33 protein-coding genes and 1 pseudogene are annotated in these 26,376 nt (G+C 70.7%); 22 read left to right on the forward strand and 12 right to left on the reverse strand.

The window, feature by feature from the left end; translation table 11 throughout:
• Nucleotides 1-8 precede the first annotated feature (8 nt).
• From AB0J66_RS43595 to AB0J66_RS43620, 6 genes and pseudogenes are all read left to right on the forward strand, one after another.
• Nucleotides 9-236, forward strand: coding sequence for a zinc ribbon domain-containing protein (locus AB0J66_RS43595; protein ID WP_364673551.1), 228 nt, complete (start codon nucleotides 9-11; stop codon nucleotides 234-236).
• Nucleotides 233-1,102: a hypothetical protein gene (locus AB0J66_RS43600; RefSeq protein ID WP_364673553.1), complete on the forward strand. Its 870-nt coding sequence runs from the start codon at nucleotides 233-235 to the stop codon at nucleotides 1,100-1,102. The genes AB0J66_RS43595 and AB0J66_RS43600 overlap by 4 nt, the downstream gene beginning before the upstream one ends.
• 33 nt (nucleotides 1,103-1,135) lie before the next feature.
• Complete coding sequence (locus AB0J66_RS43605) at nucleotides 1,136-1,579, forward strand: hypothetical protein (RefSeq protein ID WP_364673555.1); 444 nt, start codon at nucleotides 1,136-1,138, stop codon at nucleotides 1,577-1,579.
• The gene (locus AB0J66_RS43610; RefSeq protein ID WP_364673556.1) at nucleotides 1,576-1,884 is read left to right on the forward strand and encodes a transcriptional regulator; all 309 of its coding nucleotides are present in this window, start codon (nucleotides 1,576-1,578) and stop codon (nucleotides 1,882-1,884) included. The genes AB0J66_RS43605 and AB0J66_RS43610 overlap by 4 nt, the downstream gene beginning before the upstream one ends.
• A gap of 22 nt (nucleotides 1,885-1,906) precedes the next feature.
• Nucleotides 1,907-2,698 carry a carbon-nitrogen hydrolase family protein gene (locus AB0J66_RS43615; protein WP_364673558.1) on the forward strand — a complete coding sequence of 264 codons (792 nt, stop codon included), beginning with the start codon at nucleotides 1,907-1,909 and terminating at the stop codon, nucleotides 2,696-2,698.
• A 330-nt stretch (nucleotides 2,699-3,028) separates the two neighbouring features.
• Nucleotides 3,029-3,277 (forward strand): annotated as a pseudogene (locus AB0J66_RS43620) (helix-turn-helix transcriptional regulator); the annotation flags it as partial.
• A gap of 447 nt (nucleotides 3,278-3,724) precedes the next feature.
• Here the strand turns inward: AB0J66_RS43620 and AB0J66_RS43625 are convergent.
• The 3 genes from AB0J66_RS43625 to AB0J66_RS43635 form a co-directional block, all read right to left on the reverse strand.
• On the reverse strand, nucleotides 3,725-4,342 hold the full coding sequence (locus tag AB0J66_RS43625; protein WP_364673560.1) for an ATP-dependent Clp protease proteolytic subunit: 618 nt from the start codon (nucleotides 4,340-4,342) through the stop codon (nucleotides 3,725-3,727).
• The gene (locus AB0J66_RS43630) at nucleotides 4,339-4,965 is read right to left on the reverse strand and encodes an ATP-dependent Clp protease proteolytic subunit (protein ID WP_364673562.1); all 627 of its coding nucleotides are present in this window, start codon (nucleotides 4,963-4,965) and stop codon (nucleotides 4,339-4,341) included. Before AB0J66_RS43630 ends, AB0J66_RS43625 begins: the two co-directional genes overlap by 4 nt.
• Before the next feature lie 90 nt (nucleotides 4,966-5,055).
• Entirely contained in the window at nucleotides 5,056-5,958 is a 903-nt protein-coding gene (locus AB0J66_RS43635; protein WP_364673564.1) for an SDR family oxidoreductase, read from the reverse strand.
• Between the two features lie 105 nt (nucleotides 5,959-6,063).
• On the opposite strand from AB0J66_RS43635, the gene AB0J66_RS43640 reads away from it, so the two are divergent.
• Nucleotides 6,064-6,639: a TetR family transcriptional regulator gene (locus AB0J66_RS43640; RefSeq protein ID WP_364673566.1), complete on the forward strand. Its 576-nt coding sequence runs from the start codon at nucleotides 6,064-6,066 to the stop codon at nucleotides 6,637-6,639.
• Here the strand turns inward: AB0J66_RS43640 and AB0J66_RS43645 are convergent.
• Nucleotides 6,629-7,663: a gfo/Idh/MocA family oxidoreductase gene (locus AB0J66_RS43645; protein WP_364673568.1), complete on the reverse strand. Its 1,035-nt coding sequence runs from the start codon at nucleotides 7,661-7,663 to the stop codon at nucleotides 6,629-6,631. The two genes, AB0J66_RS43640 and AB0J66_RS43645, sit on opposite strands and share 11 nt — an antisense overlap.
• On the reverse strand, nucleotides 7,660-8,691 hold the full coding sequence (locus AB0J66_RS43650) for a LacI family DNA-binding transcriptional regulator (protein WP_364673570.1): 1,032 nt from the start codon (nucleotides 8,689-8,691) through the stop codon (nucleotides 7,660-7,662). The genes AB0J66_RS43645 and AB0J66_RS43650 overlap by 4 nt, the downstream gene beginning before the upstream one ends.
• A gap of 100 nt (nucleotides 8,692-8,791) precedes the next feature.
• Between AB0J66_RS43650 and AB0J66_RS43655 the strand changes: the two genes are divergently transcribed.
• From AB0J66_RS43655 to AB0J66_RS43685, 7 genes are all read left to right on the forward strand, one after another.
• Nucleotides 8,792-10,018 (forward strand): amino acid ABC transporter substrate-binding protein, encoded by a 1,227-nt coding sequence (locus tag AB0J66_RS43655; protein WP_364673572.1) that lies wholly within the window; start codon nucleotides 8,792-8,794, stop codon nucleotides 10,016-10,018.
• Between the two features lie 5 nt (nucleotides 10,019-10,023).
• The gene (locus tag AB0J66_RS43660) at nucleotides 10,024-10,899 is read left to right on the forward strand and encodes a branched-chain amino acid ABC transporter permease (protein ID WP_364673616.1); all 876 of its coding nucleotides are present in this window, start codon (nucleotides 10,024-10,026) and stop codon (nucleotides 10,897-10,899) included.
• Complete coding sequence (locus AB0J66_RS43665) at nucleotides 10,883-11,905, forward strand: branched-chain amino acid ABC transporter permease (RefSeq protein WP_364673573.1); 1,023 nt, start codon at nucleotides 10,883-10,885, stop codon at nucleotides 11,903-11,905. The genes AB0J66_RS43660 and AB0J66_RS43665 overlap by 17 nt, the downstream gene beginning before the upstream one ends.
• Nucleotides 11,902-12,618, forward strand: a complete 717-nt coding sequence (locus tag AB0J66_RS43670; protein WP_364673575.1) for an ABC transporter ATP-binding protein — start codon at nucleotides 11,902-11,904, stop codon at nucleotides 12,616-12,618. Before AB0J66_RS43665 ends, AB0J66_RS43670 begins: the two co-directional genes overlap by 4 nt.
• Nucleotides 12,608-13,351 (forward strand): ABC transporter ATP-binding protein, encoded by a 744-nt coding sequence (locus tag AB0J66_RS43675; RefSeq protein ID WP_364673576.1) that lies wholly within the window; start codon nucleotides 12,608-12,610, stop codon nucleotides 13,349-13,351. Before AB0J66_RS43670 ends, AB0J66_RS43675 begins: the two co-directional genes overlap by 11 nt.
• Before the next feature lie 127 nt (nucleotides 13,352-13,478).
• Nucleotides 13,479-14,306, forward strand: coding sequence for a LamG-like jellyroll fold domain-containing protein (locus AB0J66_RS43680; RefSeq protein ID WP_364673578.1), 828 nt, complete (start codon nucleotides 13,479-13,481; stop codon nucleotides 14,304-14,306).
• A gap of 5 nt (nucleotides 14,307-14,311) precedes the next feature.
• Nucleotides 14,312-16,384: a PQQ-dependent sugar dehydrogenase gene (locus AB0J66_RS43685; protein WP_364673580.1), complete on the forward strand. Its 2,073-nt coding sequence runs from the start codon at nucleotides 14,312-14,314 to the stop codon at nucleotides 16,382-16,384.
• Nucleotides 16,385-16,459: 75 nt separating this feature from the next.
• Here the strand turns inward: AB0J66_RS43685 and AB0J66_RS43690 are convergent, their stop codons facing one another.
• Complete coding sequence (locus tag AB0J66_RS43690) at nucleotides 16,460-16,825, reverse strand: hypothetical protein (RefSeq protein WP_364673582.1); 366 nt, start codon at nucleotides 16,823-16,825, stop codon at nucleotides 16,460-16,462.
• A gap of 237 nt (nucleotides 16,826-17,062) precedes the next feature.
• Between AB0J66_RS43690 and AB0J66_RS43695 the strand changes: the two genes are divergently transcribed.
• Nucleotides 17,063-17,938 carry a DUF2199 domain-containing protein gene (locus AB0J66_RS43695; RefSeq protein WP_364673583.1) on the forward strand — a complete coding sequence of 292 codons (876 nt, stop codon included), beginning with the start codon at nucleotides 17,063-17,065 and terminating at the stop codon, nucleotides 17,936-17,938.
• Here the strand turns inward: AB0J66_RS43695 and AB0J66_RS43700 are convergent.
• The 4 genes from AB0J66_RS43700 to AB0J66_RS43715 all read right to left on the reverse strand — a co-directional run bounded on the left by AB0J66_RS43700 (nucleotide 17,896) and on the right by AB0J66_RS43715 (nucleotide 20,152).
• The gene (locus AB0J66_RS43700; protein ID WP_364673585.1) at nucleotides 17,896-18,459 is read right to left on the reverse strand and encodes a histidine phosphatase family protein; all 564 of its coding nucleotides are present in this window, start codon (nucleotides 18,457-18,459) and stop codon (nucleotides 17,896-17,898) included. The genes AB0J66_RS43695 and AB0J66_RS43700 overlap by 43 nt on opposite strands.
• Before the next feature lie 72 nt (nucleotides 18,460-18,531).
• Nucleotides 18,532-18,735 (reverse strand): cold-shock protein, encoded by a 204-nt coding sequence (locus AB0J66_RS43705; protein ID WP_097323584.1) that lies wholly within the window; start codon nucleotides 18,733-18,735, stop codon nucleotides 18,532-18,534.
• Nucleotides 18,736-18,894: 159 nt separating this feature from the next.
• Nucleotides 18,895-19,080, reverse strand: a complete 186-nt coding sequence (locus AB0J66_RS43710; protein WP_364673587.1) for a hypothetical protein — start codon at nucleotides 19,078-19,080, stop codon at nucleotides 18,895-18,897.
• 151 nt (nucleotides 19,081-19,231) lie between these two features.
• Nucleotides 19,232-20,152: an alpha/beta hydrolase gene (locus tag AB0J66_RS43715; RefSeq protein WP_364673590.1), complete on the reverse strand. Its 921-nt coding sequence runs from the start codon at nucleotides 20,150-20,152 to the stop codon at nucleotides 19,232-19,234.
• Nucleotides 20,153-20,372: 220 nt separating this feature from the next.
• On the opposite strand from AB0J66_RS43715, the gene AB0J66_RS43720 reads away from it, so the two are divergent.
• Nucleotides 20,373-20,807 carry a VOC family protein gene (locus AB0J66_RS43720; RefSeq protein ID WP_364673592.1) on the forward strand — a complete coding sequence of 145 codons (435 nt, stop codon included), beginning with the start codon at nucleotides 20,373-20,375 and terminating at the stop codon, nucleotides 20,805-20,807.
• Here the strand turns inward: AB0J66_RS43720 and AB0J66_RS43725 are convergent.
• Nucleotides 20,783-21,394, reverse strand: a complete 612-nt coding sequence (locus tag AB0J66_RS43725) for an SGNH/GDSL hydrolase family protein (protein WP_364673593.1) — start codon at nucleotides 21,392-21,394, stop codon at nucleotides 20,783-20,785. The two genes, AB0J66_RS43720 and AB0J66_RS43725, sit on opposite strands and share 25 nt — an antisense overlap.
• 65 nt (nucleotides 21,395-21,459) lie before the next feature.
• On the opposite strand from AB0J66_RS43725, the gene AB0J66_RS43730 reads away from it, so the two are divergent.
• From AB0J66_RS43730 to AB0J66_RS43750, 5 genes are all read left to right on the forward strand, one after another.
• Complete coding sequence (locus AB0J66_RS43730) at nucleotides 21,460-22,902, forward strand: amino acid permease (protein WP_364673594.1); 1,443 nt, start codon at nucleotides 21,460-21,462, stop codon at nucleotides 22,900-22,902.
• 37 nt (nucleotides 22,903-22,939) lie between these two features.
• The gene (locus tag AB0J66_RS43735) at nucleotides 22,940-23,368 is read left to right on the forward strand and encodes a hypothetical protein (RefSeq protein WP_364673597.1); all 429 of its coding nucleotides are present in this window, start codon (nucleotides 22,940-22,942) and stop codon (nucleotides 23,366-23,368) included.
• A 95-nt stretch (nucleotides 23,369-23,463) separates the two neighbouring features.
• Nucleotides 23,464-23,790, forward strand: a complete 327-nt coding sequence (locus AB0J66_RS43740; RefSeq protein WP_364673599.1) for an STAS domain-containing protein — start codon at nucleotides 23,464-23,466, stop codon at nucleotides 23,788-23,790.
• Between the two features lie 122 nt (nucleotides 23,791-23,912).
• Nucleotides 23,913-24,353 carry a hypothetical protein gene (locus tag AB0J66_RS43745; protein WP_364673601.1) on the forward strand — a complete coding sequence of 147 codons (441 nt, stop codon included), beginning with the start codon at nucleotides 23,913-23,915 and terminating at the stop codon, nucleotides 24,351-24,353.
• 231 nt (nucleotides 24,354-24,584) lie between these two features.
• Nucleotides 24,585-24,827: a hypothetical protein gene (locus AB0J66_RS43750; protein ID WP_364673602.1), complete on the forward strand. Its 243-nt coding sequence runs from the start codon at nucleotides 24,585-24,587 to the stop codon at nucleotides 24,825-24,827.
• 52 nt (nucleotides 24,828-24,879) lie between these two features.
• Here AB0J66_RS43750 and AB0J66_RS43755 read toward each other — a convergent pair whose 3' ends face one another.
• The gene (locus tag AB0J66_RS43755; protein ID WP_364673604.1) at nucleotides 24,880-25,662 is read right to left on the reverse strand and encodes a polysaccharide lyase family 7 protein; all 783 of its coding nucleotides are present in this window, start codon (nucleotides 25,660-25,662) and stop codon (nucleotides 24,880-24,882) included.
• A gap of 492 nt (nucleotides 25,663-26,154) precedes the next feature.
• On the opposite strand from AB0J66_RS43755, the gene AB0J66_RS43760 reads away from it, so the two are divergent.
• Nucleotides 26,155-26,376 (forward strand): hypothetical protein (locus AB0J66_RS43760; protein WP_364673607.1); only part of this gene is annotated, 222 nt, incomplete at its 3' end.

A 26,376-nucleotide genomic window follows, 5' to 3' on the forward strand; every position in this document is an offset into this window, starting at 1 on the left:
GTTGACGCATGTTGTTCATCTTCGGGTTTCGCAGCAAGGACGCCATCGTCGGGTCACGGCTCGGGCGGTGTGAGGTCTGCGGCGCCACGGCGGCGCAGACCTTGGTCCGGCGGACGACGAAGTTCAGCCTGTTCTTCATCCCGCTCTTCCCGGTCCGCCCGGCCCGCCACTACGTGACCTGCACCAACTGCGGCCGCACGCGCGGCGCCGCCCGCGAGGAGCTCGTCGCGGCTTGAGCTCCCCGCGCGAGATCTTCCACGCCCTGCAGTCCCGGCCCGACCCCGGCCTGCTCGCCGCCTGGGACCGGGCGCCCGTGCGCGACCTCCTCGCTCCCCTGGCCACCTACGGCGGCTGGCGGCGGGAGACCTACGTCTTCGGCGACCTCTTGGAGCAGGCGTACGCCCTCAGCCGGCTCAGCGACGTGCTGCTGCTCGGCTTCCAGCCGCCCCTGCCGGCCGGCGCCACCGTGCCTTACGCCCACACCCTGCACCTGGATGCCGACTGGCCGCGGATCACCGTCGACCAGTACCTGTCGACCTTCGCCGCGCTGGGTCTCACCCCGATTCCGCCCGCGCCCTTCGACCCGTTCTTCCACGAGATCGTGGCCGTCGAGCAGACCGCCGACCCCGCCTCCCCCATCGAGATCGTCGAGGTCGTCTGGCCCGGCCTGCTCCTCGGCGATCTGCTCTTCTCCCGCAGCGGCGTCCGCATCCGGGCCGGCGCCCACAACGCCGTGGCGGGCGTGGCCGACCGCTCGACGCTGCACGACGTCTTCCTCCGCCGCCACCGCGACACGAGCGACGGCTCGTTCGGCTGGGGCCACAACTCCCAGTGGAAGACCGACTTCCGTCGCGACTACCTCACCCCGGACACCTACCACTTCAACGTCGACGCCGACTTCAACCTCGACGACGGCATCGACCCCTCCGCCCCGGACGCCGACGCCCTCCACGCCGCTCGCCTCAACGGCGGCTTCGACCCCCTGGACGACCTGCGCACCCTGATCCGCCACCGCTGCCTCGTCCGCCCACCCATCAGCACCCCGGACCCGGAGACCTTCTCCGTCAGCAGCTACCGCCTGTCCTGGCCACGACTCCATTGACTTTCCGAGTTGGAATGTGATTGAGTTTCCGACATGGAAAACGATGCCGCCGTTCAGCTCGCCGCCATCTCCGACGCCCGCTCCTCGCTCGCCGACCGCCTGGTCACCCCGGTCTGGTACCACCCGGCGCTGGGCCTCGCGCTGGCCGCCGACGTCGTCGCCATCAGCCTGGGCAACACGGGCGTGAAACTCGCCGGCGGTGTCCTCTTCGTGCTGGCCGCGCTCTGGCTGGCCAACACCTACCGGCAGCAGACCGGCATCCTGGTGACCGGCCCGGGCACCGGCCGGGCCCGCCGCTGGGCGTTCGCGATGGGTGCGCTGATCGGCGCCGTTCTGCTCACCGCCTGGGCCACCGGGGAGTACGCCGAGGCCCGCTGGCCGATCCCGGTCCTCGCGGTGATCGCTTTCGCCGGCATCGTCGTGCTGGGCCGCCGGTACGACGCCGCCCTGCGGGCCCAGCTGCGCTCGGCGTCATGACCGAACCCTTCGACGAGACGATCCACGCTCCCAACCGGCTGCGGATCTGCGCCTTCCTCGACGCGACGACCAGCACCGAGTTCAGCGTCCTGCGCGACCTCCTCGGCGTGGCCGACTCGGTCCTCAGTAAACACCTGAAGGTCCTGCAGGAGGCCGGCTACGTCCACATCGACAAGCCGACCGGCCGGGGCCGGGTGAAGACCTGGGTCAGCCTGACCAGGACCGGCAAGCAGGCGTACGCCCGTCACGTGGCCGCGCTGCGCGCCCTGATCGGCTCCGGAACGGATGATCCGGTGCCGGGTTGACCCGGTTCGGCAAGCTCACCGCATGCGAATGTCGATCGTGGCCGCGCAGGTGCCGGCAGTCTGGAACGTCGGGGCCAACCTGGCCACCGTGCGCGACGTGGTCGGTGAAAGCCGGGCCGGGGACGTCGTCGTGCTGCCCGAGGGGATGCTGTCCGGCTACGGCGAAGATCTGACGCCGTTGGACACGCTCGACCCGGCCGAGGTGCTGGGCGCCGTCGACGAGGTGGCCCGCCTGGCGGCGTACCGCCGGGTCCTGATCTTCTGTGGATCCCTGTTGCCGGCCGAGGGCGGATGGTGCAACACCGGGCTGTTCTTCCCGGCGGGCGGCGAGACCCGGGTCTACCGAAAGATCAACCTCGCGATGAACGAGCGTGGCCGCCTCCGGCCCGGCGACGAGCTGCCGACGATCGCGATCCCGCACCCGGAAGGCGCCCTCACGGCGGGTGTCCAGCTGTGCCGCGAGATCCGCTTCCCGGAGCAGTGGCAACATCTGGCCGCCGCCGGGGCGCAGCTGTTCGTCTACCTCACCAATGCCGCCAACCCCCGCGAGCCCGCCGGCGTCTGGCGCAGCCATCTGATCAGCCGAGCCGCCGAGAACCAGCGCTTCCTCGCCTCCGCCAACATCCCTCATCCCGACCAGCACTGCCCCACCATGCTGATCTCACCTCGTGGCGAGGTGCTCGCCGAACTCCCCACCGGCCACCCCGACTTGCTCCGCCACACCATCGACCTGACCGAGACCGCCGACTGGTACCTAAACCAGCGCCGCCAGGACGTGCTCTCACTGACCTACCAGCCGACCCCCGCCCACTGAGCCGGCACCGACGCCCCGCCACGAGCCGTCTCCAAGCCGCCGCCGATCAGTGCCGCCGCACCGGCCCCAGCCGTGGGCCCCGCAGCGCCACCACCAACCCAAACCGTGGGCCGCGCAGCGCCACAACACCAACCCGGGCGTGGGCCCCGCAGTGTCACAAACACCAACCCAAACCGTGGGCCCGCAGTGCCACAACACCAACCCGAACCGTGGGCCCCGCAGCGCCACCACGCCGATCCGGGCGTGGGGGCGCGCAGCGCCGCCGCGGCGTTTCTAAGCTGCGGGCGGAACGGGTATCGCCGGGCGGGGCCGTCTGGGTACGGTGACCGCATGGCGGAGAGGTCGGACATCGGGCCCGGCGGCCGGCAGGTGCGGCCGCTGTTGCGCACGCTGGTCGGCCGCGTGCTGCGCCGCCACCGGCTCGATCAGGAGCGCACGCTGGCCGAGGTGGCCCGCGACGCCGCCGTGTCGGTGCAATACCTCTCCGAGGTCGAGCGCGGCCGCAAGGAGCCCAGCTCCGAGATCCTCGCGGCCGTCTGCGACGCCCTGCGCATCGAGCTCTCCGACCTGCTGACCGAGGTGGGCCGCGAGCTCGTCGAGCACCGCGCCCCGGTCCTGCGCCTCCGCCCGGTCGCACCCCCGGCCCGCCTGCCGCTCGCGCGGCCGGCCCGCCGCCCGGCCCCTCCCCGCGGCTCGGGCGACGTCATGCTGCTGGCCGCCTGATCCACCCCGCCCCGCCACTCCCCCTCGCCTGCCGCCCGACCACCGCTCACCGCTTGCGGTGAAAACGCTGCGAGCAGCCAAACGGCCAGCGGTGAGGCCGTCCCAACCACCGCCTCCCCACCCGCGGCGCAATCGGCGCGAGCAGGCGAACGGACAGCGAGGCCGCCCCAACCACCGCCTGCCCACCCGCGGCGCAGGCGAACGGACAGCGGTGCGGCCGCCCCAACCACCGCCTGCCCACCCGCCGCGGCGCAATCGGCGCGGGCGGGCGAGGGGGCGGACGGCAGTGAGGCCGCTGGGCGGTCAGCTGGCGGCGGTGAGGCGGTAGGCGCGTTCCGGGCGGCTCGTGATGACCTGGTCGGCGAGGCCGTAGGCGACCGCGTCGGCCGCGGAGAGGGTCATGCTGCGGTCGGTGTCGGCGCGGATCTTCGTGGGCGGGTGACCGGTGTGGCGGGCCAGGATCTCGTCCATCTCGGCGCGGACCCGGGCCACCTCTTTCGCCTCCACGGCCAGGTCGGGCAGGGTGCCGCGGGCCTGGCTCGACGGCTGGTGCAGGGTGACCTTGGCGTGGGGCAGCACCGAGCGCCTTCCCGGGGTGCCGGCGGCGAGCAGGGCAGCGGCGGCGGAGGCGGCCTGACCGACACAGATGGTGGCGATGTCACAGCGTACGAACCGCATGGTGTCGTAAATGGCGGTCAGGGCGCTGAACGAGCCGCCGGGTGAGTTGATGTAGAGGCCGATCTCCTGTTCGCCGGCCGACTCGAGGTGGATCAGCTGGGCGATCACCACGTTGGCCACGCCGTCGTCGATCTCGGTGCCGAGGAAGATGATCCGGTCCGAGAGCAGGCGCGAGTAGATGTCGTAGGCCCGCTCGCCGTTGGGGGTCTTCTCGACGACGGTGGGGATCGTGTACTGGCTCATGCGCTGAGTCCCATCGGCTGGCGGGTCAGGGCCGGGCGTACGTCGTCGACGCTGTCCAGGATGTGGTCGATGAGCCCGTATTCGAGGGCTTCGGGTGCGGTGAACCAGCGGTCCCGGCGGCTGTCCCGTTCGACGGTCTCGATCGGCTGCCCGGTGTGCTCGGCCGTCAGCCGCAGCAGGGTGGCGCCGACCCGTTCCAGCTGCTCGGCGTAGATCTCGACGTCGGCCGCGGTCCCGCCGAACCCGGCCGAGCCCTGGTGCATCAGGACCTGCGCGTGCGGCAGGCTGAACCGCTTGCCGGGCGTGCCCGCGGTCAGCAGGAACTGCCCCATGCTGCCGGCCAGCCCCAGCGCCAGCGTGCTGACGTCGTTCGGGATGAGCCGCATCGTGTCGTAGATCGCCAGCCCGGCGCTGACCGACCCGCCCGGCGAGTTGATGTAGAGGCTGATGACACCGCGCGGGTCCTCGGCCGACAGCAGCAGGAGCTGCCCGCACAGCCGATTGGCGATCTGGTCGTCGACCTCGGTCCCCAGCACGATGATCCGCTGATGCAGCAGCCGCGCCGCGACCTGGTCATCGATCGAGCCGGCGGTCCACGGCGCCACCCCGGAAGCAGATTGCATGACATCTCCCAGCTTTCGTACGGAGTCTCTGCCCCCACCTTGAAAGCCGGAAAGCCCCATCTCCAAGCCAATCTGCCGTTAGCAGATGGATCACCCGTGAAGGTAGTCGCCGTGTTCGAGATCGTGCAGCAGGCCTTCGCGGACCGGCGCCCAGCCGAGCAGTCGCCGGGTGCGTGAACTGTCGGCCGGGGCGTCGACGCCGTAGAGCATGCCCAGGAACGGGTTCGCGTAGTGGGTGGCCGCTTCCTGCTCGCTCAGCGACGCGGTGGGCAGACCCAGGCCACGGCCGATCGTCTCGGCGATGCTCCGGAAGCGGACGCCGGTCTCGGCCACGCCGTGCAGAACGCTGCCGGCGGGCGCTTCCTCCACTGCCAGGCGGAACAGCACGGCCGCGTCCTGCCGGTGCACGGCGGGCCACCGGTTGGATCCGTCACCCACGTAGGCCGACACGCCGGTCGTGCGGGCGGTGGCGATCAACATCGGGATGAAGCCGTGGTCGCGGGGTCCGTGCACGGTCGGGGCCAGGCGGACGACGCCGGCGCGGACGCCCCGCTCGGCGAAGGCCAGGGCGGCCCGCTCGCCGGCCACTCGGAACCCGGCGATGCCGTCGGCGAGTGGCTCGTCGGTCTCGTCGCTGGTCCGGCCGAGGGGCATGACGAGGGTGCCCGAGGTGATGACCAGCGGCCGGCCGGAGCCTTCGAGGGCCCGGCCGAAGGTGTCGATCGCCTTGACGTCGCGCCGCATCATCTCCTCGGGCCGGGCGAAGTCGCCGCCATAGCCCATGTGCAGCACGGCATCGGCTTCGGCGGCGCCCCGGCGCAGGCTGTCGAGGTCGTCGAGGGAGCCTCGGCGTACCGCGGCGCCCAGCGCGCGCAGCTTGCCGGCGGAGTTGTCCGAGCGGGCCAGGCCGGTGACGGTGTGCCCGGCGGCGATCAGCTCGGTGACGACGGCCGGGCCGGTCTGACCGGAGCCGCCGGTGACGAAAACACGCATGTCGATCTCCCTCAACGTTGGCGCCAGTCAGTGACACTACGCGTAGCGCCAGTGAGTGGCGCAACGTGATGCCACTCACTGGCGCTACCCGGATATCATCGACGGGTGCCACGAAGCGGAGCCGACGCGCGCCGCCGCCTGCAGCAGGCGGCCCTCGACCTGTACCGGGAACGCGGGTTCGACCGGACCACGGCGGCCGACATCGCCGAGCGGGCCGGGGTCAACGCACGGACGTTCTTCCGGCACTTTCCGGACAAACGCGAGGTGCTCTTCGACGGCGAGGCCGATCTGCGCTCCGCGCTCGTGCGCTCCGTGAGTGAGGCCTCGGAGGGGCTCGGGCCGGTCGAGGTGCTGCTGTACGCCTTCCGGCAGTGCGCGCACCTGCTGGAGGACGACCGGGCGTTCTCCGAGCCCAGGCTGGCGCTGATCGCCGAGACGCCGACGCTGCGCGAACGCGACCTGGCCAAGGGTGCGGCCATGGCCGCCGCCCTCGCCGAGGCGCTGCAGCACCGCGGCGTCGACGAGCGGCAGGCCGGCCTGGCCGCCCACGTCGGATGGGCGACGTTCCACCATGCGGCCCAGAACTGGATCGACGATCCCGCCCCCGGGTTGGAGGAGCACCTGGTACGGGCCTTCGCCGCGGTGCGCACGCTGTTCGGCCACCAAGGGCTCAGGTCGTGACCACCGTGCGGCCTGTATCGGCCGCCTCTTCGATGGCCAGGGCCAGCGCCTGGTCGCGCATGCCTTCGGCCAACGGGTACGGGGGTGGGCCCTCCCCGCGGACCCAGGCGGCCATGGCGTCGAGCAGGGTGGCAGTGGCGATCTCGTCGTCGTTGAAGCGGTGGCCGGCGTAAGGGTTGCGGTAGAGGACCTGGCCGTCGCAGGTGATGGTTTCGGTGTCGAAGCCGTTCAGGTCGAGGTCGTGGCCGGTCTGGCGGCGGACCAGCGAAGTGTGGGCGATGGTGCGCGGCGCCGGCATGTGGACGATGTCGTCGTCGTGGAGTTCGCCGTGGGTGGCGCGGACCAGCAGGCGGCGGTGGCGGAGCAGGTTGCGGGTCTGGCCGGTGGTGAAGTCGTACACCGCGGAGCGCCCGTCGCCGAAGTCGAGGGTGGCGAGCGTCGTCGTGGCCGGTGATGGCTCGGAGGCGCCGGTCCAGCCGCTGCGGTCGAGCGGGCTGAGCAGCGGTGCGACCATGCGGACGGCCCGCACGGTCGCGGACGGGAGAGCGGCGCCGAGGAAGCCGCGGATCAGGGATACCGCGTGGTACTCCTGAGTGGACGACACCTGCACCTGCGTGGGTGTGCCGATGATGCCGGAACGCACCGCGGCGAGCCGGGCCGCATGCGAGGGCATCAGCCGGTATTGCTCGGCGACCTGCACCCGGCCGGAGTCGCCGACCGCCGCCCACAGCTGCCGAAGGCCGGGCATGCTGTCCGCCGGCGGGGTCTCGGCCAGGACGGGCAGGCCGAGCCCGACCGCCTCGACGATCAGGGCGGGGCCGGCCGCGCGGGGGACGGCCGTCACCAGGAAGTCGGGGCGGGCCTCGCGCACGCACTCGGCCAGGGAGCCGAAGGCGGGCACTGGCAGCGCGCGTGGCAACCGCACCACCGCGCCCACGCAGGAGAGACCCGGCAGGGCCAGGGCCAGGCGGTGGTACGCCGCCGCCCGGAACCCGAAGCCCGCCAGCGCGAAGGTCGTCGTCACGCGGGAACCGGCCCGGTCGAGTCGCGCACGACGAGCTGATGCCCGGTCCGGCGTCGCCGCGGCCGGGCCGCCGGCGGTTTCAGGGCCAGATCGAGCGCCATCCGCCCCATGTCGGTCATCGGCAACCGGATCGTCGTCAGGCTGGGCGCCAGATCCGCCGCCACCGACACGTCGTCGAAGCCGACCACCGACATCCGCCCCGGCACCGAGATCCGGTGTTCGCGCAGCGCCGAGAGCACTCCCATCGCCATCGCGTCGTTCAGCGCGATGATGGCCGTCGTGCCGGGGTGCTCGCGCAGGATTCGCTCGGTCGCCACCCGCCCGCCCTCGCGGATGAAGTCGGTGTGCAGCACCGGCATCGCCGCCGGGTCCAGGCCGTGGGCCCGCATCGCCGCCGCCACCCCCGCCATGCGATCGGTCACCGTGGTCAGCTCGGCCGTGCCCGCCACGATCGCGATGTTCCGGTGCCCGAGCCCGATCAGGTGCTCGCCGAGCGCCCGCCCGCCGGCCTCGTTGTCGGGCAGCACCGCGTCGGCCGCCAGCGAGTGCCGCCCGATCACCGCGAGCCGCCCGCCGGCGCGTTCGTAGCCCTCGAGCACGGAGCGGGTCTCGGACTCGACGCGCGGGTCGCTGTAGCCGGAGCCGGCCACGATGATGATCCCGACCCGTTGCGCGATCAGGTTGCGCAGCTGCCGCAGCTCCTGTGACGGGTCCCGGCCGGAGTGGCAGATCTGCACGAGCAGGCTCTGCTCGCCGGCCAGCTGGATGACGCCGCCGGCGATCTCGGAGAAGTACGGGTCGTCCACCTGGTGCACGACCAGCCCGACGGTCGAGCTCGCTCCGCCGGCGAGCGTGCGGGCGTACGGATTGGCGACGTACCCCATCTCGAGCGACACCTGCCGGACCCGGTCGGCCACCTCCTCGCTGACGCCGTCGCGCCCGGACAGCGCGCGGGAGGCGGTGGCGAGGGAGACGCCCGCTCGTTGAGCGACATCGATGAGGCGGAGCCCGGGGCCCGGTTTCGGCATCGTTAACTCCCCGACTATTGCCAGTGATCTATGGCACAGGTTAGCGTACGTAAGCGCTTTCGGAAGCGCTTTCGTACTCGGTGCAGAGGAGCGTCCGAGGATGCCGAAGAAGTCACGAAGCAAAGCCGCGGCGCTCAGCGCAGCGTTGATCTTGACAGTGGGCACGGCCGCTTGTTCGGGTGACGATCAAGGCGGCGGCGACAAGAGCAGCGACCCCATCACCGTGGGCATCTCCTTGCCCCTGACCGGCGACTTCTCCGAGCCGGGCAAGGGCGTCCAGGAGGGCTACGAGGCCTGGGCCAAGGTCGTCAACGACAAGGGCGGCCTGCTCGGCCGTCAGGTCGAGCTCAAGATCCTGGACGACCAGTCCAACGCGGACCGGGTCGTCGCCGATTACGAGCAGCTGATCGGCAAGGACCAGGTCGACCTGGTCGTCGGCCCGTTCTCGACCCGGCTGGTGGTGCCTTCGGCCCGCGTCGCCGAGGAGTACGACATGCTCTTCGTCGAGCCCGCGGGCGCGGCCAAGGAGGTCTTCGAGCAGGGCTTCAAGAACCTGTTCTACGCCGCCCCGGCCGTGGCCAACGACCACTACAACCACCTGGCCGAGCACATTCTGGCCCTGCCGGCCGACCAGCGCCCCAAGACGGCGGCCTACGCGGCCATGGACGACCCGTTCGCACAGGGTACGGCGTACGGCCTGAAGGAGAAGCTCGAAGCCGGCGGTATCAAGACCGTCGTCAACGAGGTCTACCCGCCCAACACGACCGACTTCAGCGGCATCGCCGCCAAGGTGGCCTCGGCCAAGGCCGACATCCTGGTCGGCGGCTCGCAGTACCAGGACGGCGTGAACCTCATCGTGGCTTTGCAGCAGCTGGGCTACCAGCCGAAACTGGCCGCGTTCTCGACCGCGCCGACGACACCCGAGTTCGCCAAGGCCATCGGCAACAAGACCACCGGCATCCTGTCGCCCACCGGGTACAGCCAGGACGCGCCGTACGAGAGCAACAAGGAGTTCGTCGAGAAGTTCAAGGCCCAGTTCGGCAAGGCGCCCGAGGAGGACCAGGCCAACGGCTACACCACCGGCCAGGTCGTCGCGGCCGCGGTCACCGCGGCCGGCTGCGCCGAGCAGGGCGAGTGCCAGAAGAAGCTGGTCGACTGGCTGCACTCGAACAAGGTGGACACCGTGGTCGGCCCGCTGAGCTGGGACCAGACCGGCAAGCCGCAGGGCGCCCACATGATCCAGCAGTGGGTGGACAACGACATCAAGATCGTCCTGCCCGCGGACGTCAAGGAGGCCGACTTCGTCTACCCGAAACCGGCCTGGTGACGCTGATGCTGGTCTTCCAGAGCATCATCCTGGGCCTGCTCCTGGGCGGCCTGTACGCCCTGCTCGCCTCGGGTCTGACGCTCTACTTCGGCATCATGCGGGTCGTGATGATCGCCCATTCGGCGTTCCTCATCCTGGCCGCGTACCTGGCCTGGTGGATCCACGACCGGGCCGGCATCGACCCGCTGCTGTCGATGGTGGTCACCGTTCCGCTCTTCTTCGCGGCCGGGGTCGTGCTGCAGCGCCTGCTGCTCACGCGGCTCCGGCCGGCCACCCTGACGATGATGTCGGTGCTGCTGACGTTCGCCATCGCGCTGGCCATCGAGGGCCTGCTCGGCTACGCCTTCACCGGCACTCAGCGCCGCATCCAGCTCGGCTACAGCTCGGCCAGCTTCGAGCTCTTCGGGGCCAGGATCGCGGTGGTCAAGCTGATCGCCTTCGTCCTGGCCGCCGTCGCGCTTTCCGGGCTGTACGTGGTGATGAAGCGCACCCGCTTCGGGTGGGCCCTGCGCGCGACCATCCAGCACCGGGACGCGGCCCGCCTGCTCGGCATCGACACCGAGCGGGTGGCCGGCTACGGCTTCGGGCTCGGCCTGGCCACGGCGGCTGTCGGGGGCACCGCGCTCTCGCTCGACACCACCATCTACCCGTCGCTGCACTGGCACTGGATCGGCCCGCTGATGGCCATCATCGTGGTCGGCGGCCTGGGCAGCGTGCCCGGCGCGGCCGCGGCGGCGATGGTCCTCGGGATGGCGCAGAGCCTGCTGCAGATCCCGATGGGCACGACGTGGGCGCAGACCGTCTTCTACGTGGCGCTGTTCGCGACGCTCGCGTTCCGGCCGCAGGGATTCTTCGGAGGCCGCCTTGCCCAACGCTTCTAGGCTCCTGAAAATCGCGGCGGTCGTGCTGCTGGCGGCCGCGATCCTCGCCTTCCCCAGCATCGCGCCGAACCCGTACATCCTCTCCTCCGGGGTCCTGGTCCTGAACTACGCGGTGCTGGCCACCTCGTGGAACTTCGTCGGCGGCTTCACCGGCTACATCTCGCTCGGGCACGGCGCCCTGGCCGGGCTCGGGGGGTACGCGACGGCGTTGCTGGTCACCAAGGCCGGGTTGCCCTCGTTCGTCGCGCTGGCGGCGGCCGCCCTGCTCGTGGCGGCGATCGCGGTGCCGCTGGGGATGGCCGCGCTCCGGGTACGGGGCGCGTCGTTCGTGATCGTGTCGATCGCGCTGGTGCTGATCCTGCTGCTGGTCTTCCAGAGCTGGGCCTCGTTCACCGGCGGGTCACGCGGGCTGGTGGTGCCGCGGCCGTTCGACCTGACCCGGCCCGAGCACCACCGGGTGTTCTACTTCCTGTTCGCCGGGCTGCTCGCGCTCGCGGTGCTGGCCTGGTGGCTGATCGACCGGTCCCGCTTCGGGCTGGGGCTCAAGTCGATCCGGGAGGACGAGGACAAGGCCGAGGCGCTGGGCACGGCCACCTTCACGTACAAGCTCATCGTCTTCGTGGTCTCGGCGGGTTTCACCGCGCTGGCCGGCGGGCTGTACGCGCTGTGGTTCGGCGACCTCGACCCGGTCTTCCAGTTCTCCATCCTCACCGGGTCCTATCTGGTCCTCATGGCGTTGCTCGGCGGCGTCCGCAACCTGTTCGGCCCGGTCGTCGGCGCGCTTCTCGTCGGCAGCGCTCTCGAATACTTCAAGGTCGAGTACGGCGACACGCCGCTGCATCTGGTGGCCACGGGCGTACTGCTGGCCCTGGTTGTGCTCTTCATGCCCGACGGTGTCCTGCCGGCGGTGGGGGACCTGCTGCGGCGCTTCGACCGCACGAAGCGCTCGTCGATCCGCGAGGTGACCGCGGCCGAGCTGGCGGAACAACGGAAGGCGGCGGTATGAGCCTCGCGACGCACGAGCTGCGCAAGGCCTTCGGCGGCGTCACCGCCCTCGACGGGGCGACGGTGGAGTTCCAGCCGGGCAAGGTGAACGCGTTGATCGGGCCCAACGGCTCGGGAAAGACCACCTACTTCAACTGCGTCACCGGCATGATCAAGCCGGACTCGGGGCGGGTGACGTTCGGCGGGCGCGACCTGACCGGCAAGGCGCCGCACCGGATCGCGCGGGCCGGGGTCGGGCGGACGTTCCAGCTGTGCCGCACCTTCCCGCGGATGACCGCGCTGGAGAACGTGCTCGCGGCCATGCCCCGTGGCGGGCTGCGCGCGGCGACCAGCCGGGCCGACGTCGAGAAGGCGATGAGCTGGCTGACCCGGCTCGGCATCGAACACCTCGCGGCCAGCGAGGCGCGGGACATGTCGTGGGGCCAGCAGAAGCTGCTCGAACTGGCCGGCGTGCTGATGGCCGAGCCGCAGACGGTCCTGCTCGACGAGCCGGCCGGCGGGGTCAACCCGGCCCTGCTCGACCGGATCGGCACGCTGATCCGCGAGCTCAACGCCGAGGGCCGCACCTTCGTCATCGTCGAGCACAACATGGACCTGGTCATGAGCATCAGCGACCACATCGTCGTCTTCGACCGGGGACGCCCGATAGCGGAGGGGCCGCCCTCGGTCATCCGCTCCGACGAACGAGTGCTGGGGGCGTACCTTGGCGTTTGAATTTGAACTCGTCGATGTGGTTGCGGGCTACGGCCGGGCCGCGCCCGTGCTGCGGGGTTTCAGCGTGGCCGTGCCCGCCGGCTCGATCGTGTGCCTGGTCGGGCCGAACGGCGCCGGCAAGTCCACCGTGCTGAAGGTGGCCGGCGGGCTGTTGAAGCCGCGCGAGGGCCGGGTCGTCGTCAACGGCCGGGACGTCACCGGCGCCGGACCGCAGCAGATGCTCGGTCACGGGGTGTCGCTGGTGCTGCAGGGACACTCCGTGTTCCGCGAGATGACCGTCGAGGAGAACGTGTTGCTCGGCGCCTACACGCTGCGTGACCCGCGTCTTCGTTCGTCCCGGGTCGAGTTCGTCAAAGAGATCTTCCCCGTGGTGGCCGACCGCTGGGGATCGCTCGCCGGTCTGCTCTCCGGCGGGCAGCAGAAACAGGTGGAGTTCGCCCGGTCGCTGATGGTGGATCCGAAGGTCGTCCTGCTGGACGAGCCCTCGATGGGGCTGGACCCCAAGGCGACCAGCACGGTGTTCGAACAGGTCGTGCGGATGCGCGACGCCGGCACGGCGGTGCTGCTCGTGGAGCAGAACGCCCGGCGTGCGCTGGAGACCGCCGACCTCGGGTGCGTGCTCGACCTCGGGCGCGTGCACATCTCCGGGCCTGCCCGGCAGCTTCTGGCCGATCCACAGCTCGGGGAGCTCTATCTCGGCGGCCGTCCCGCCGAGCCTGTGCCAGACATCTGAAAGGTCGTCCATGAGAAGACGAACTGGAGGAATCGCTGTTGCCGCTGTAGTGGTCCTCGCGGCGGCATCACCGGTCAGCGCGGACGCTCCCGGTCCGCAGGATGTCCACCCGTCCCTACGATCGTCCGTGGTCGCTTTGTACGATTTCGACCATCCCGTGCCCGGTGACATCGCGCTGGAGAGAGATCAAGGCCGCTCCGGCACGGAGATCGAGCTCATCAACGGAGGTGCGGCGCAGCGGGTGCCCGACTTCGCCTACCCGGGCTCGCGTCGCGCTCTGCAGACGAAACAGGTGAACCCGGCCTCATCCGGAAACGACGACTGGAAGGCCGGGATCTACGCCCAGCCGGGGGTACGGACGTTGCGCGCCTTCAACGCGGTCGGGGGCACGACCGTCATGGGCTGGTTCAAGCGCTCCATGGACGGCCCGGCCCCGAACACGGTCACGGCCGACCCCAGCGACGTCTACAACGCGATCGGCCTGGCCGGCGTTCTGACCGGCGACTCCGACGGGCACGGCGTCCGGGCCCTGCTCGAGCTGATCGACGTCGAGGGCACGCTGCGGCTGGTCGCGCTCGGCCGGCGGCTCGACGGCGGCAACTCGCAGACCTTCGCGGCCAGCGAGGACTGGAAGACGATCCTGCCCAAGGACAAGTGGGTGCACATCACGGCCACGTTCGATTTCAACGCCGGGACGATGGCCTTGTACCGCAACGGAAAACCGGTCGACGGCTTCTACACGCGTACGGACGATCCCTGGCTTGTCGCCGGGCCCGGACCGCACGTGACGACGGCGAGCGACCCCCGCGGCATCAAGATCGGCGGGAGCTTCCCGCAGAACACGGTCGAGCGCAACCCGTGCGACTGCCGGATGGACGCGCTCACGTTCCTCGACCGGTCGCTGTCGGCCCGTGAGGTCGCCGCCCAGTACCGCTACTACTTCCAACGGGGATGATCTGAATGAGACGGTTTCTGCTTTCCGCCGCGATAGTTCTGTCCACATTGGTGGCCGCGCCCACCGTGGCGCTGGCCGCTCCCGCCGGTGAGCCCATCGACGACCCGATCCCGGTCGAGCCGGTCGCCTCGTCGCTCGGGCTCGAGCTCACCGAGTACGCGTCGTTCCCGCAGTCGTTCACGGTGCCGGCCCTGACCGACCAGCGGCTCAACCGGATCGCGCGGATCAACACCATCCTCGAGCTGCCGGACGGCTCGGGCCGCCGCGCGGTGCCGGATCTGAACGGCAACCTCTACCTGGTGAAGAACGGCGTGCCGCACGTCTACCTCGACGTCCGCGCGCAGTTCCCCGCCTTCTTCTCCGGGCGCGGGCTCGGGCAGGGCTTCGGCTACGTGACGTTCCACCCGGAGTTCGCCAGGAACGGCCTGTTCTACACGATCCACACCGAGCAGGCCGCGCAGACCACGGCCGTGCCGGACTACCAGCAGCCGAACACGCTCTTCCACGGCATCATCAACGAGTGGAAGGCCACGGACCCGGCGGCGGAGACGTTCTCGGGCACCCACCGCGAGATCCTGCGGATCGGCTTCGCCGGCCAGATCCACGGCATCCAGGAGATCAACTTCAACCCGACGGCGCGGAAGGGCTCGGCCGAGTACGGCCGGCTCTACCTCGCGGTCGGCGACGGCGGCCAGGGTTACCGCAACACCGACCCGCAGAACCTCGCGCTGCCGCACGGCAAACTGCTGCGGATCGACCCGCGCGGGACCAACGCCCCCAACGGCAAGTACGGCATCCCGGCCGACAACCCGTTCGTTGGGCGGGCCGGGGCGCTCGGCGAGATCTACGCGATCGGCTTCCGCGACCCGCACCGCTTCAGCTGGGACCGGGCCACCGGCCGGATGTACCTCGGGCACATCGGCGAGAAGTCCACCGAGGCCATCTACGAGGTCCGGGCCGGCGACAACATGGGCTGGAGCGAGCGCGAAGGCCGGCTCGTCTTCGACCGCGACGCCACCAACGTGTGCGACCGGCTCTACCCGCTGCCGGCCGACGACGCCAAATACGGCTACACCTACCCCGTGGCCTCGTACGACCACAACCCGGCCCCGGGCTGGAACTGCACCGACGACGTCGGTGTGGCGGTCGCGGGTGGCTTCGTCTACCGCGGCACCGAGATCCCGCAGCTGCGCGGCAAATACGTCTTCGGCGACCTCGTGGCCGGCACGGTCTTCTACACCGAGGTCAGCGAGATGCGCCGCGGCGGCCCGCCGGCCACCATCCACCGGCTGCACCTGTTCACCCCGGCCGGCCAGTCCGTACGGATGCAGGAGCTGTCCTCGCCGGGCGCGCCCGGCGACCCCAACCGGGTCGACCTGCGCTTCGGCACCGACGCGCGCGGTGAGCTCTACATCCTGGCCAAGGCCAACGGCAAGATCTGGAAGGTCACCGGCACCCGGCAATTCGCCGCCTCGCCCGTGGGCCGTACCCGCGTGACCCACACCGCCGCCGCCGCCAACTGGGCCCCGGTGACCCCGTCCAAGTGGCGCTTCGAGAACGGCCAGGTCATCCTGGCCTCACCGGGCGCGGAGCGTCCCGGCCCGCGCCGCCCGTTCGAGTACGCGGTCCTGACCAAGGGCCCCGCCTTCTCCAGCGTCGAGATCAACGCTCAGGTCCGCCTCGACGAGCCGGTCGAGATCACCAACCGCGACGTGATCATCGTCTTCGGCTACAAGTCGGACACGGATTTCTACTACGCGCACCTTTCCACCGACAACACGATCTACCCGCACAACGGCATCTTCAAAGTCAACAACGCCGACCGCGAACGCATCGACTACCAGTGGAACGGCCGCTCCCGCGGCGCCAACCCCGCCATCGTCGACACCGCCTGGCACAACGTCCGCCTCAAGCACATCCCCGCCACCGGCGAGATAGCCGTCTACGTCGACCACAACCGCAACCCCGTCATGACCGCCCGGGACACCACCTTCACCTCCGGCCGAGTCGGCTTCGGCTCCTTCGACAACGTCGGCCGCACCCGCAACTTCACCGTCACCGGCACCCCAGCCGCCTGACCTGCACCACGCGGATGCCGGCATCTGGAGAAGATGCCGGCATCCGCCGTGTCGAGGTACTCCTTCTCGACCACGTCAGCCGCGGGCGGCGGCTCCACGCTCACCGGAAGGCCGAAGTCCGAGAATTCGATCCACGCAGAAGTCGTCCGGCGACTCCTCGATCCCTTGACTCACGCGGACGAGGCGCCCGGCCTGGTCCATCTCGGCGGTGAAGTGTCCTTCCTTCACCCGAGGCTGACGAGGCGAGACGCCCTTGAACGAGCAGTCGCTCCGCGGCATCCGCGTCAGTTTCACCCACACGACGTCGCCGATCCGCCACACCGCGAAGCTCTCCGCCGTGACGTCATAGTTCCCGGTCGCCGCGTCCCGCCCGCTTCCACCCAAGCCGACAACGACCACGATCAAGCCGACGATAAGCCCGGCCCCACGCGCCCAGATCATGCTTCCTCCCACGCCCGAACCACCCCTGTCAGCAGAACAACGGCCTCCGGCACTCGCCGTGATTGCTTCCGTTGAAGAGGCAGTACCGCATCCACGCAGTCACTCCAGGACGAGCACGAGCCCGGCGGGGCCGCGGGCGAGCGGAGGCCAGTAGTGCGGGGACGCCTTCCTGGCGGTTGGTGGCGGCGGTCAGAGATCTTCGACCAGGACGTCTCGTGAGCCGCGTACAGTGCCGGCGTGGATGATCATCTTCCTGGCTGTTCTTGTTGTGGCGGGCCGCTCGATTCGGTGGATCTCGACATCCGGTCGGCGTTGCCGGACGCGATGCTGGCGTTGCCGGCCGAGCAGCGGGCGGCGGCCTGGGGCAACAGCGACATGCAGCGGCTTGCGGATGTGGGTGGCTTCGTGCGCTGCCTCATGCCCGTCCGGCTGACCGGCGGGGGGAGCGTGACCTACTCGGTGTGGCTGAAGGTCGACGACGACCAACTGCGCCACGCGAACGCGGTCTGGACCACGCCGGCGTACGCGGAACTCTCCCTGCATGGCACGGTCGCCAACGCCGTCAAACCCTGGCCCGGCCTGCTGGGTGAGGCGGCACGGGCCGAGGTCCGGGATGACGGGACTCTGCCGTACCTGGTCGCCGTCGGCGGCCTGCTGAGCCGGGTCCTGACCGAGGAGTGGGACCGTGACGAGGTGCTCAGCCGGATCTGGCATGCGCTGCCCACAGCCGTGCGCCAGCCGGTCACGGACGACTGGTCGGTCGAGCGGACGGCCGGCCTCGCGCCGCGGGTGAGCGACGGCATCATGATCTTCGCCGGGCCCGGTCGCACGGTGCATGTCGAGGTGTTCGGCCTCCAGCCCGGCCGCACAGCCGATGCCGCCATCGCGGCGATGACGCAGGGTTCGCCCCGAGATCGGGACGGCGAGCTGTCCGAGCGTGACGGCGACGTTCTACGGCATGCCTTCTGGTTGAAGCCCTCGCATCACGAGCTTTACGGCTATGCGGCGACGTCGACCGGCATCGCCTGCGTCACGTGCATGTATGACGACGTCGGCGATCTGGCGTGGGCTCAGCGGGTCTGGCGGTCGCTCCAACCCGTCGGGAGGGTGTAGGGCCAGCCCTCCTGCCAGGCGAAGGGGGCGTCGACCTGGGCTTCGAGGGGGACGCCGGTCAGGAGGGTGGTCAGGGCCCAGCGGTTGGCCGAGTGGGCGATGAGCAGGACCTTGTGGCCGTCGAAGTCGCGGGCCAGGTCGGCCAGGAAGTCGCGGGTCTGGTCGACGACGTCCTGGTAGCTCTGGCCGCCCGGGAACGGTTTCCGGATGTGCCGGGAGCGGATCCGGGCCAGCTCGCTGACGGGCATGCCGTTCAGGGTGCCGTAGTCGCATTCGCGCAGCCGGGGGTCCTGGCGGATGGGGATGCCGGTGTCACCGAAGGCGAGGTCGGCGGTTTCGACGGCTCGGGCCAGGTCGGAGGTGAAGACGACCGCGAAGCCGTCGTCGCGGCGGCGCCGGCCGAGGTCCCGGGCCAGCCGGCGGCCGTTCTCCGACAGGCGGCCGGGCCGCCAGCCGGTGGCGAGGCCGGCCTCGTTGTCGGTGGTGATCGAGTGGGTCTCGTAGACGATGTCGACGGTCATCGTTCGATCATGGCCGCTGCCAACGGCGAAGGCCGGCCCGTGCAGAGGGCCGGCCGTCGTCGAAGCGTGTGGTCAGAGCGGGCGGATGTTCTCCGCCTGGGGGCCCTTGGCGCCCTGCGCGATGTCGAACTCGACGCGCTGGTTCTCCTCGAGGCTGCGGAAGCCGGAGGTCTGGATGGCCGAGAAGTGGGCGAAGACGTCGGCGCCGCCACCATCCTGGGTGATGAAGCCGAATCCCTTGTCCCCGTTGAACCACTTGACGGTACCGGTAGCCACGATCTTTTCTCCTTGCCGACATCGAGGGGCCGCACCGTGCCGCCCCCGCGCGTCACTGAATTGATCAAGCTGGCGAAATGAAGAATGGAGAGACGCTCAGGGAAAATCAAGACCGCAACGCGGCCACCGTAGCACAGGAAAACAATTCCGCTGCGATTGTCAATCGTCCGTGCGCCGTTCGCCGTGGGACACCAGCTCGTCCAGATTGATGTGCAGGGTGGCCAGCAGGCCGCCGTGGCGGGTGGAATCGACCTGCTCGGGCAGCTGCTTCTCGACGAAGTCGGCGCGCACGCCCAGACCTCGCCGGCGCAGTTCGTCGACGACGAGCTGCCGGGGAACGATCATTTCTTCCTCGATATTTCCGTGCGGGCGTGATGGTTCCCGTCTGCGACGACCGCTGCATCAGTCGGCCGCCGCAGACGGAAGAATCGTCGTAAATCCTCAGGACCGTAGCACGAATCATCTTCCCGAAACCGATTCGGATCCGCCGAAATCACTAGGCGGCAATTTTCCCGCCGTGCACAGCCGGGGTGGCCGCCACGAAATCGAGGACGCCCTCGGCGAAGCGTTCCGGCTCCTCGATGTGGCCCAGGTGCCCGCTGCGGGCCAGGAGCAGCAGCCGGGCGTACGGAATCAGCTGGTGCAGCTCCCGGGCCCAGCGGGTGCCGCCGACGATGTCGTACATGCCCGCCGTGACCAGCGTCGGCACGCTCAGGCCGGGCAGCTCGGCCCGGTCGTCGATGAGCTCCGGGGCGCTCAGGTAGGAGCGGCGGAACTTCGGGCGCAGCCCGGCCAGCTCGTCGCGGCGGGCCCAGTAGTGGGCGAACTGGGTGGGCAGCGCGTCGCGGGTGGCCGCGGTCAGCGCCCGGTCGTCGTGCGCGTCCTGGATCGCGTGCAGGGCGTCGAGCACCGCGGGCAGGGCCGGGTTCCACTGGTTGCGCCGCACGAAGCGGTCGACCTGCCGGCCGGTCTCGGCCGTCTGCTCGGGGCCGGTGACCGGCGAGCTCATGTGCAGGATCAGCCCGGCCAGGCGCTCCGGGTGGCGCAGCGCGTAGTACTGCGCGACGAGGCCGCCATGACAATGGCCGAGCAGATGTACGCGCTCCCGGCCGAGCCGGTCGAGGAGGCGATCCAGGGCCTCGGCGTAGACCGCCCGGGTGTAACCGTCCGGATGGGACGGCAGCCGGCCCGACGCGCCGGTGCCGAGCGGCTCCACGTACACGACCCGGACCCGCCGCTCGACCGCGGGCATCCGCAGGTACTCCCAGGACAGCCCCGGGCCGCCCGGAACGGCCACGCAGACTTCGGCCCCACTGCCCCGGACGTGGTAGCGCTGCGCGATACCGTCCACGTCGATCTCGTGCGTGCCGATCCGCAACGGATGCCGATTGCGGTCCACTCGAAGTTGAATCACCACGGTCGATCCCCCCAGATGCCGCTGCCGTCGTTGTCCTCAACGTTCGCGCCACCAGGGGGTTCACCGCACCCGGGCAAAACCCTGGCTGAACCCCGGGGTACGCCCCCAGGGGTGGCCGGCCCAGGCACGGGCGGACGGGGACCAGGGAGTCTCCCTGGCTCGCCCGGGGGCCCGGCCGGGCCAGTCTGGGGTCACCGAAAAACAGCGATGGAGGTCCGTCATGAATTTCCGCTTCGAGGTCACCGTGATCCCGGTCAGCGACGTCGACCGGGCCAAGGCCTTCTACCAGGGTCTCGGCTGGCGGCTCGACGCCGACTTCCCGATCAACGACAACCTGCGGATCGTGCAGCTGACCCCGCCCGGCTCACCGGCCTCGATCCAGTTCGGCACCGGCCTGAGCGCGCAGGAGCCCGGCTCGCTGCGTGACCTCATGCTGATCGTCGACGACGTCGAGGCGGCCCGCAAGGAGCTGCAGTCGCTCGGGGCCGAGGTCGGCGAGGTGTGGCACGGCCTGCGCGGGCTCGACACCAGCCAGCGGGTGCCCGGCCTGGCGCCCGACCGCGGCTCGTACGGCAGCTACGCCGAGTTCAGCGACCCGGACGGCAACGTGTGGCTGCTGCAGGAGATCACTCAGCGCCTCCCCAACCGGGAGTAGGACGCGGCGGTGCGCACGGCGGGGGCCAGGGCGGCGGCGATGACGGCGTAACCGGCGCTGGACGGGTGGAAGCGGTCGGCGCTGAACAGGCTGGGGTCGGCCGCGAAGCCGGCGGCCGAGGTCATGCCGATGTCGGCCACGTGGCCGCCCTCGGCCCGGACCGCCTCGGTCTGCGCGTCGTGCAGCACCCGGCTGCCGGCGCGGACCAGGGCCCGCATCTCCGGCGGCACCCAGGGCACCACGCTGAGATCGGGGGCGGGGGCGACGACCACTTCGGCGCCCACGGAGCGCAACGCCCGTACGGCGGTGGTCAGGTGGGCCACCGCCTGCGGGGGCGGCACGAAGCGGGTCAGGTCGTTGGCCCCGATGATGATCAGGGCCACGTCGGGCGGCCAGGCCCGCGCCCGCTCGGCCTGGGCCGGCAGGTCGCGGCTCTGAGCGCCGGGCACGGCCAGGACGCGGGGCTCGTTGGGCACGCCGTGGGCGCTCAGGTCGGCCGACAGGCGGGCGGCGACCGTGTCGGCCGGGGCCGAGGCGCCCTGGCCGTACGCGATGGAGTCGCCGAGAACGGCGAAGCGGAGAGTCACCCCCGGTTCAACGCGCGACCCGGCGCTGATTAATCCGCGAGCCGCTGGGTAGACCGGCCGCCATCATGTCGATACTGCGAACTAAAGCCGTCGAGGACGTGCTCGCGGGCGAGGGCGGGCTGCGGCGGCGGCTCGGGCCGTTCAGCCTCATGGGGTTCGGCATCGGGATCGTGATCGGGACCGGGATCTTCACGCTGACCGGGGTCGAGGCGCGTGATCACGCCGGGCCGGCCGTGATCGTGTCGTTCGCGCTGGCCGGGGTGGCGAGTCTGCTGGCCGCGCTCTGTTACGCCGAGCTGGCGTCGTCGGTGCCGACCGCGGGGAGCGCCTACACATACGCCTACGCGACCATGGGTGAGGTCTTCGCCTGGATAATCGGGTGGGATCTCGTGCTCGAGTTCGCGCTCGGCGCGGCCGTGGTGGCGCGCGGGTGGTCGGGCTATCTGGCCTCGCTGTTCGACCTGCCGACGAGCCTGTTCGGCGAGGACAGCGTGGTCAACGTGGGCGCCATCGTGATCACGCTGCTGCTCGGGGCGGTGGCCACGGTCGGGATCAAGCAGTCGTCGCGGGTGACCAACGTGCTCGTGGTGGTGAAGGTCGGCATCTGCCTGTTCGTGGTCGTGGCCGGGCTGTTCTTCCTCAAGGCGGCCAACCTGACCCCGTTCGTGCCGCCGGCCCGGCCCGCCGACGAGAGCGCGTCGGGGCTGACCCAGCCGCTGTCGCAGCTGCTGTTCGGGATCGAGCCGTCGGCCTTCGGGATGACCGGGGTGCTCACCGCGGCGGCGGTGGTCTTCTTCGCGTACACCGGCTTCGAGGCCGTGGCGAACCTGGGCGAGGAGACCCGCAAGCCCAGCCGCGACCTGCCTCTGGGGTTGTTCGGGACGCTCGGCGTCTCGGCCGTGCTGTACGTGGCGGTGTCGTTCGTGGTGGTCGGCATGGTCGACTACCGGTCGATCGACCCGGGCGCGCCGATCGCCTCGGCCTTCGAGAGCGTGGGCGCGGGCTGGGCCGCCCACCTGGTGTCGATCGCCGCCGTGGCCGGGCTGACCAGCGTGATCCTGGTCGACATCGTGGCCATCGGCCGGATCGGCTTCGCCATGTCCCGCGACCGGCTGCTGCCGCCGGCGGTGGGCCGGGTACACCCCCGGTGGGGTACGCCGTACCGGATCACGATCGGCGTGACGGCGGGCGTGGCGCTGCTGGCCGGGTTCGTGCCGCTGTCCTCGCTGGCCAACCTGGTCAGCATCGGGACGCTGTTCGCCTTTGTGACGGTGTCGCTCGCGGTGCCGGTGCTGCGGCGGACACGGCCCCAGCTCGAGCGGCCGTTCCGGGTGCCGCTGTCGCCGGTCGTACCGGTGCTCTCCGCCCTGGCCTGCCTCTATCTGATGACCAACCTGTCGGTGGAGACCTGGCTGCGGTTCCTCGCCTGGCTGGTGGTCGGCCTCGGCGTCTATTTGCTGTACGGGCATCGACACGCTTCGCTTCCTGACGTATCGTCACGACCCTAGGGAACGCCTGGGAGCGCTCCCACTCGGGAGGTGTCCTGTGCGAGCAGCCGTACTGCTGTCTGTGTTCCTGCTAGCGGGGTGCGGCACAGCCGCCACGGTTTCCACGCCCGCCCCGAGCGTCGACACCGAGCTGAAGACCACGTGCGACGCGCTGGGCAAGGCCTACGGGGAGAAGATGGCCCCGTTCGCGCAGTCGCTGACCACGATGATCGGCAAGCGCGACGCCGCCACCCAGAAGCGGGCCCAGGAGTCGCTGGCCGCCTTCGCCACCGCCGTCGACGAGGCCACCAAGGCCAGCGGCGACGCCGCCCTGCGGGCCGACGGCCAGAAGACGGCCGAGCAGCTGCGGACCAAGTCGGCCGACGCCAAGTTCTTCGCCGGCATCCGTACGGAGAAGGACGTGACCACCATCCTCGGCCCCAGCCTGAAAGAATGGTTGACGCCCGTCACCAGGCACTGCTCCTGACATCCTCCGAGTGATTCGAAACCTGCAGCCGCCGATCGTGCCGCACAATCTAGATTGCGCCGGGACGAGAGGACACCATGAACGGCCCCTTCACCATGAGTAAGCACGACGACGGTTCCGGGGTTGTCCGCGTCGCGCTCGGAGGCGAGGTCGACGCCGACGTCAGCAACGCTCTCACCCTCATGCTGCTCAACGCCGCCGACCAGAGTGGCGTCACGGCCGTGGTCATCGACCTCGAACGGCTCGGCCTGATCACCGCGGCCGGCATCCGCAGCCTGCTCGACGGTCGCCAGGCCACCCTCCGCCGGGGCAACGCCTTCAGCATCGTCAACGCCGACGGCATCGTCCGGGAAACGCTGATCGCCGCCGGCATCGCCGGCCTGCTGGCGCCACAGCTGGCGCCGAGCCGTCGCCCGGCGTGACAATCCGGAATGCCCGGCGTACGGTGCGACGTCGAAGCGGCCGGGACGCGCCTGCTGGTCCGCGTCCTCGGTGAGCTGTCGATGTCGTCCGAGCCAAGATCCGCGCCACCCTCCTCGAATGCATGCTGGAGGAACCCGACGCCGTGGTCGTCGACCTGGCCGGCGCGGTCGTGGCCGAGCCGCCCGCCGCCCTGGTCTTCGCCGCGGCCTCCCGTCAGGCGCCCGTCCGGCCCGGCACACCCCTGCTGGTCGTGGCGCCCGACCCGGCCCTGGCCCGGCTCCTGCCCGCCGGCTACGAGCGGGTCGCGGTGGTCGACTCGGTCGAGGAAGCCCTCGCCACCCCGCCCCGCCCGCGCATGCCGTCCCTCAGCGACACGCTGCTGCCGGTCAGCGGGGCCGCCCGGCACGCCCGCGACATGGCCACCGAGGCCTGCGCCCGCTGGGACGTCCCCCATCTGATCGGGCCGGCCGGCCTGATCGCGGCCGAGCTGGTGACAACGCCGTGTCGCACGCCGAGACCATGGCCGACCTGCGGCTCACCCGGGGACGGCGCTACCTGGTGATCGCCGTACGCGACGGCAGCACCGACCCGCCGGTGATGTCGCCCCCCGACTCCCCCGGCCCGGCGGCGCCCCGCGGCCTGCTCTGGTCGACTCCATGGCTCTGCGCTGGGGAACACTGCCGGCCTACGGCGGCAAGGTCGTCTGGGCGACCTTGCTGCTGCGGGCGCCGTCGGCCTGACTCGTTCAAGTCTGACGATTCCGGGTATCCCATGGTGGACGAAAGGAACCGCCATGACCAATCCTCAGGTGCCTGGACTGCCCGTCGCCGCCGAGCTGGCCGCGGAACGGACGAGGGACGAAGCCGCCGGCGGCGGCACGGACGCGACCGGTCCCGCCGTCGGGGCCTCGGACGCGGAGGCCGACGCGGCCCGCTCGGGCGCGGACGCCGATCTCACCAACCCGAGCCGCGACACCGACGGCACCCCGGTCGGCGAGGCCGACCTGGATGCCGACAAGCGCAACTCCGGCGCGTAACACGCGTACGGCCCGGCGCCGCCGTCGTAGGCAAACGGCGGCGCCGAGGCCCTCAGCTGTGCGAGACGACCAGGCTGTAAAACTTGACCTTGGCGCCGTTGGTGGTGCTGTTCGAGGACGACTGGTTGTACGAGCCGGCCTTGAAATACTGCTTGTACGGGTTGAACGACGACGGAATCGTGTAAGTCGTCTTCGACCCGTTCACGGTCAGGTTGATCTTGTTGCCGCTGACGTTGATGACGTAGGTCCACTTCACGCCGAGCGCCACGTTGCCGACCTTGTGCAGCGTCTGACCGCCGGCCGGCGAGTTCTCCGTACCGAGGTAGATGTCGCCGTTGGGCCGGTAGTAGAGCTCCAGCAGCGGCTTGGTCGAGCTGCCACCCGAGCCCAGGTGCACCTGCCCGACCGCCACGTTCTTGGTCACCTGCGGGATCCGCAGCTGCGCGCTGAGCGTGTGATTGCCCGCCAGCGGCCAGTCGGCGGCCGAGCCGTTGGCGTTCATCTCCCGCAGCTCGGACCGCGCATAGTTCGAGTTCGGCGTCGTGACACCCTTCTCCGGCGCCCAGAACGTCATCGAGCCGTCATTCTTGTCGGTCCAGAAGTACGCCGGGTTGCTGTACCCGTTCGCACCCTTGAGCTGCGCCGGCGAGATCGTGTCCGGCTTACCCGGCGACCCGACAGGCAGCTGCAGCTGCCACACCGCCAGATTGAAGTTCCCACCAGGCGGCAGCGCCGGATCGAGGGCGGCCGCACTCGCATTCGTGATACCGAGAACACCGAGCGTCCCGACCACAGCCGTGGACACCACACCGGCGAGCAGCTTGCGTCTGTTCATGAGAAGCACCTTTGCCTCAGGGGGATTGGCAAGACGCTTAACAATAAAGCCACCCATCGATGCCTCGGCAGCCTCCGTGGCAGGTCAAACCCTTAAATAACCTTAAATCCCAGCCCTGTACGCACCCCCGCCCCACCGCCGCCGGGCCCGGACCGCTACAACAGCCCACCACCAAGCCCACCCAATCAGCAGCAACCACCAGGCGACGAGCAGCGCGCGACGTGCAGCGTGCGGCGGGCCGCGGGTGGTGGGCGGCGGGCCGCGGACGCTTGGCCGCGGACGCTTGGCCGCGGACGCTTGGCCGCGGACGGTGGGTGGCGGGCGCTTGGCCGCGGACGGTGGGTGGCGGGCGCTTGGCCGCGGACGGTGGGTGGCGGGCGCTTGGCCGCGGACGGTGGGCGAACCGGGGGCGGCGGGCGGCGGGTCGCGGACGGTGGGCGGACCGGGGCGGCAGGCGGCAGGCGGCGGACGGTGGACGGTGGACGGTGGACGGTGGACGGACCGGGGGCGGCGGGCTGCGACGGTGGGCGGACCGGGGGCGGCGGGCCGCGGACGGCGGGCGGCGGGCCGCGGACGGCGGGTCGTGGACGGTGGGCGGACCGGGGGCGGCGGGCCGCGGACGGCGGGTCGTGGACGGTGGGCCGCCGCCTCGCTGATCTCCTCCACGGTCACGTGGTCGAGCCCGCGCTCCTCGGCCAGCCGCAGGGCCGCGCT

This window comes from Actinoplanes sp. NPDC049598 (genome assembly GCF_040675435.1).
GTDB lineage: Bacteria > Actinomycetota > Actinomycetes > Mycobacteriales > Micromonosporaceae > Actinoplanes.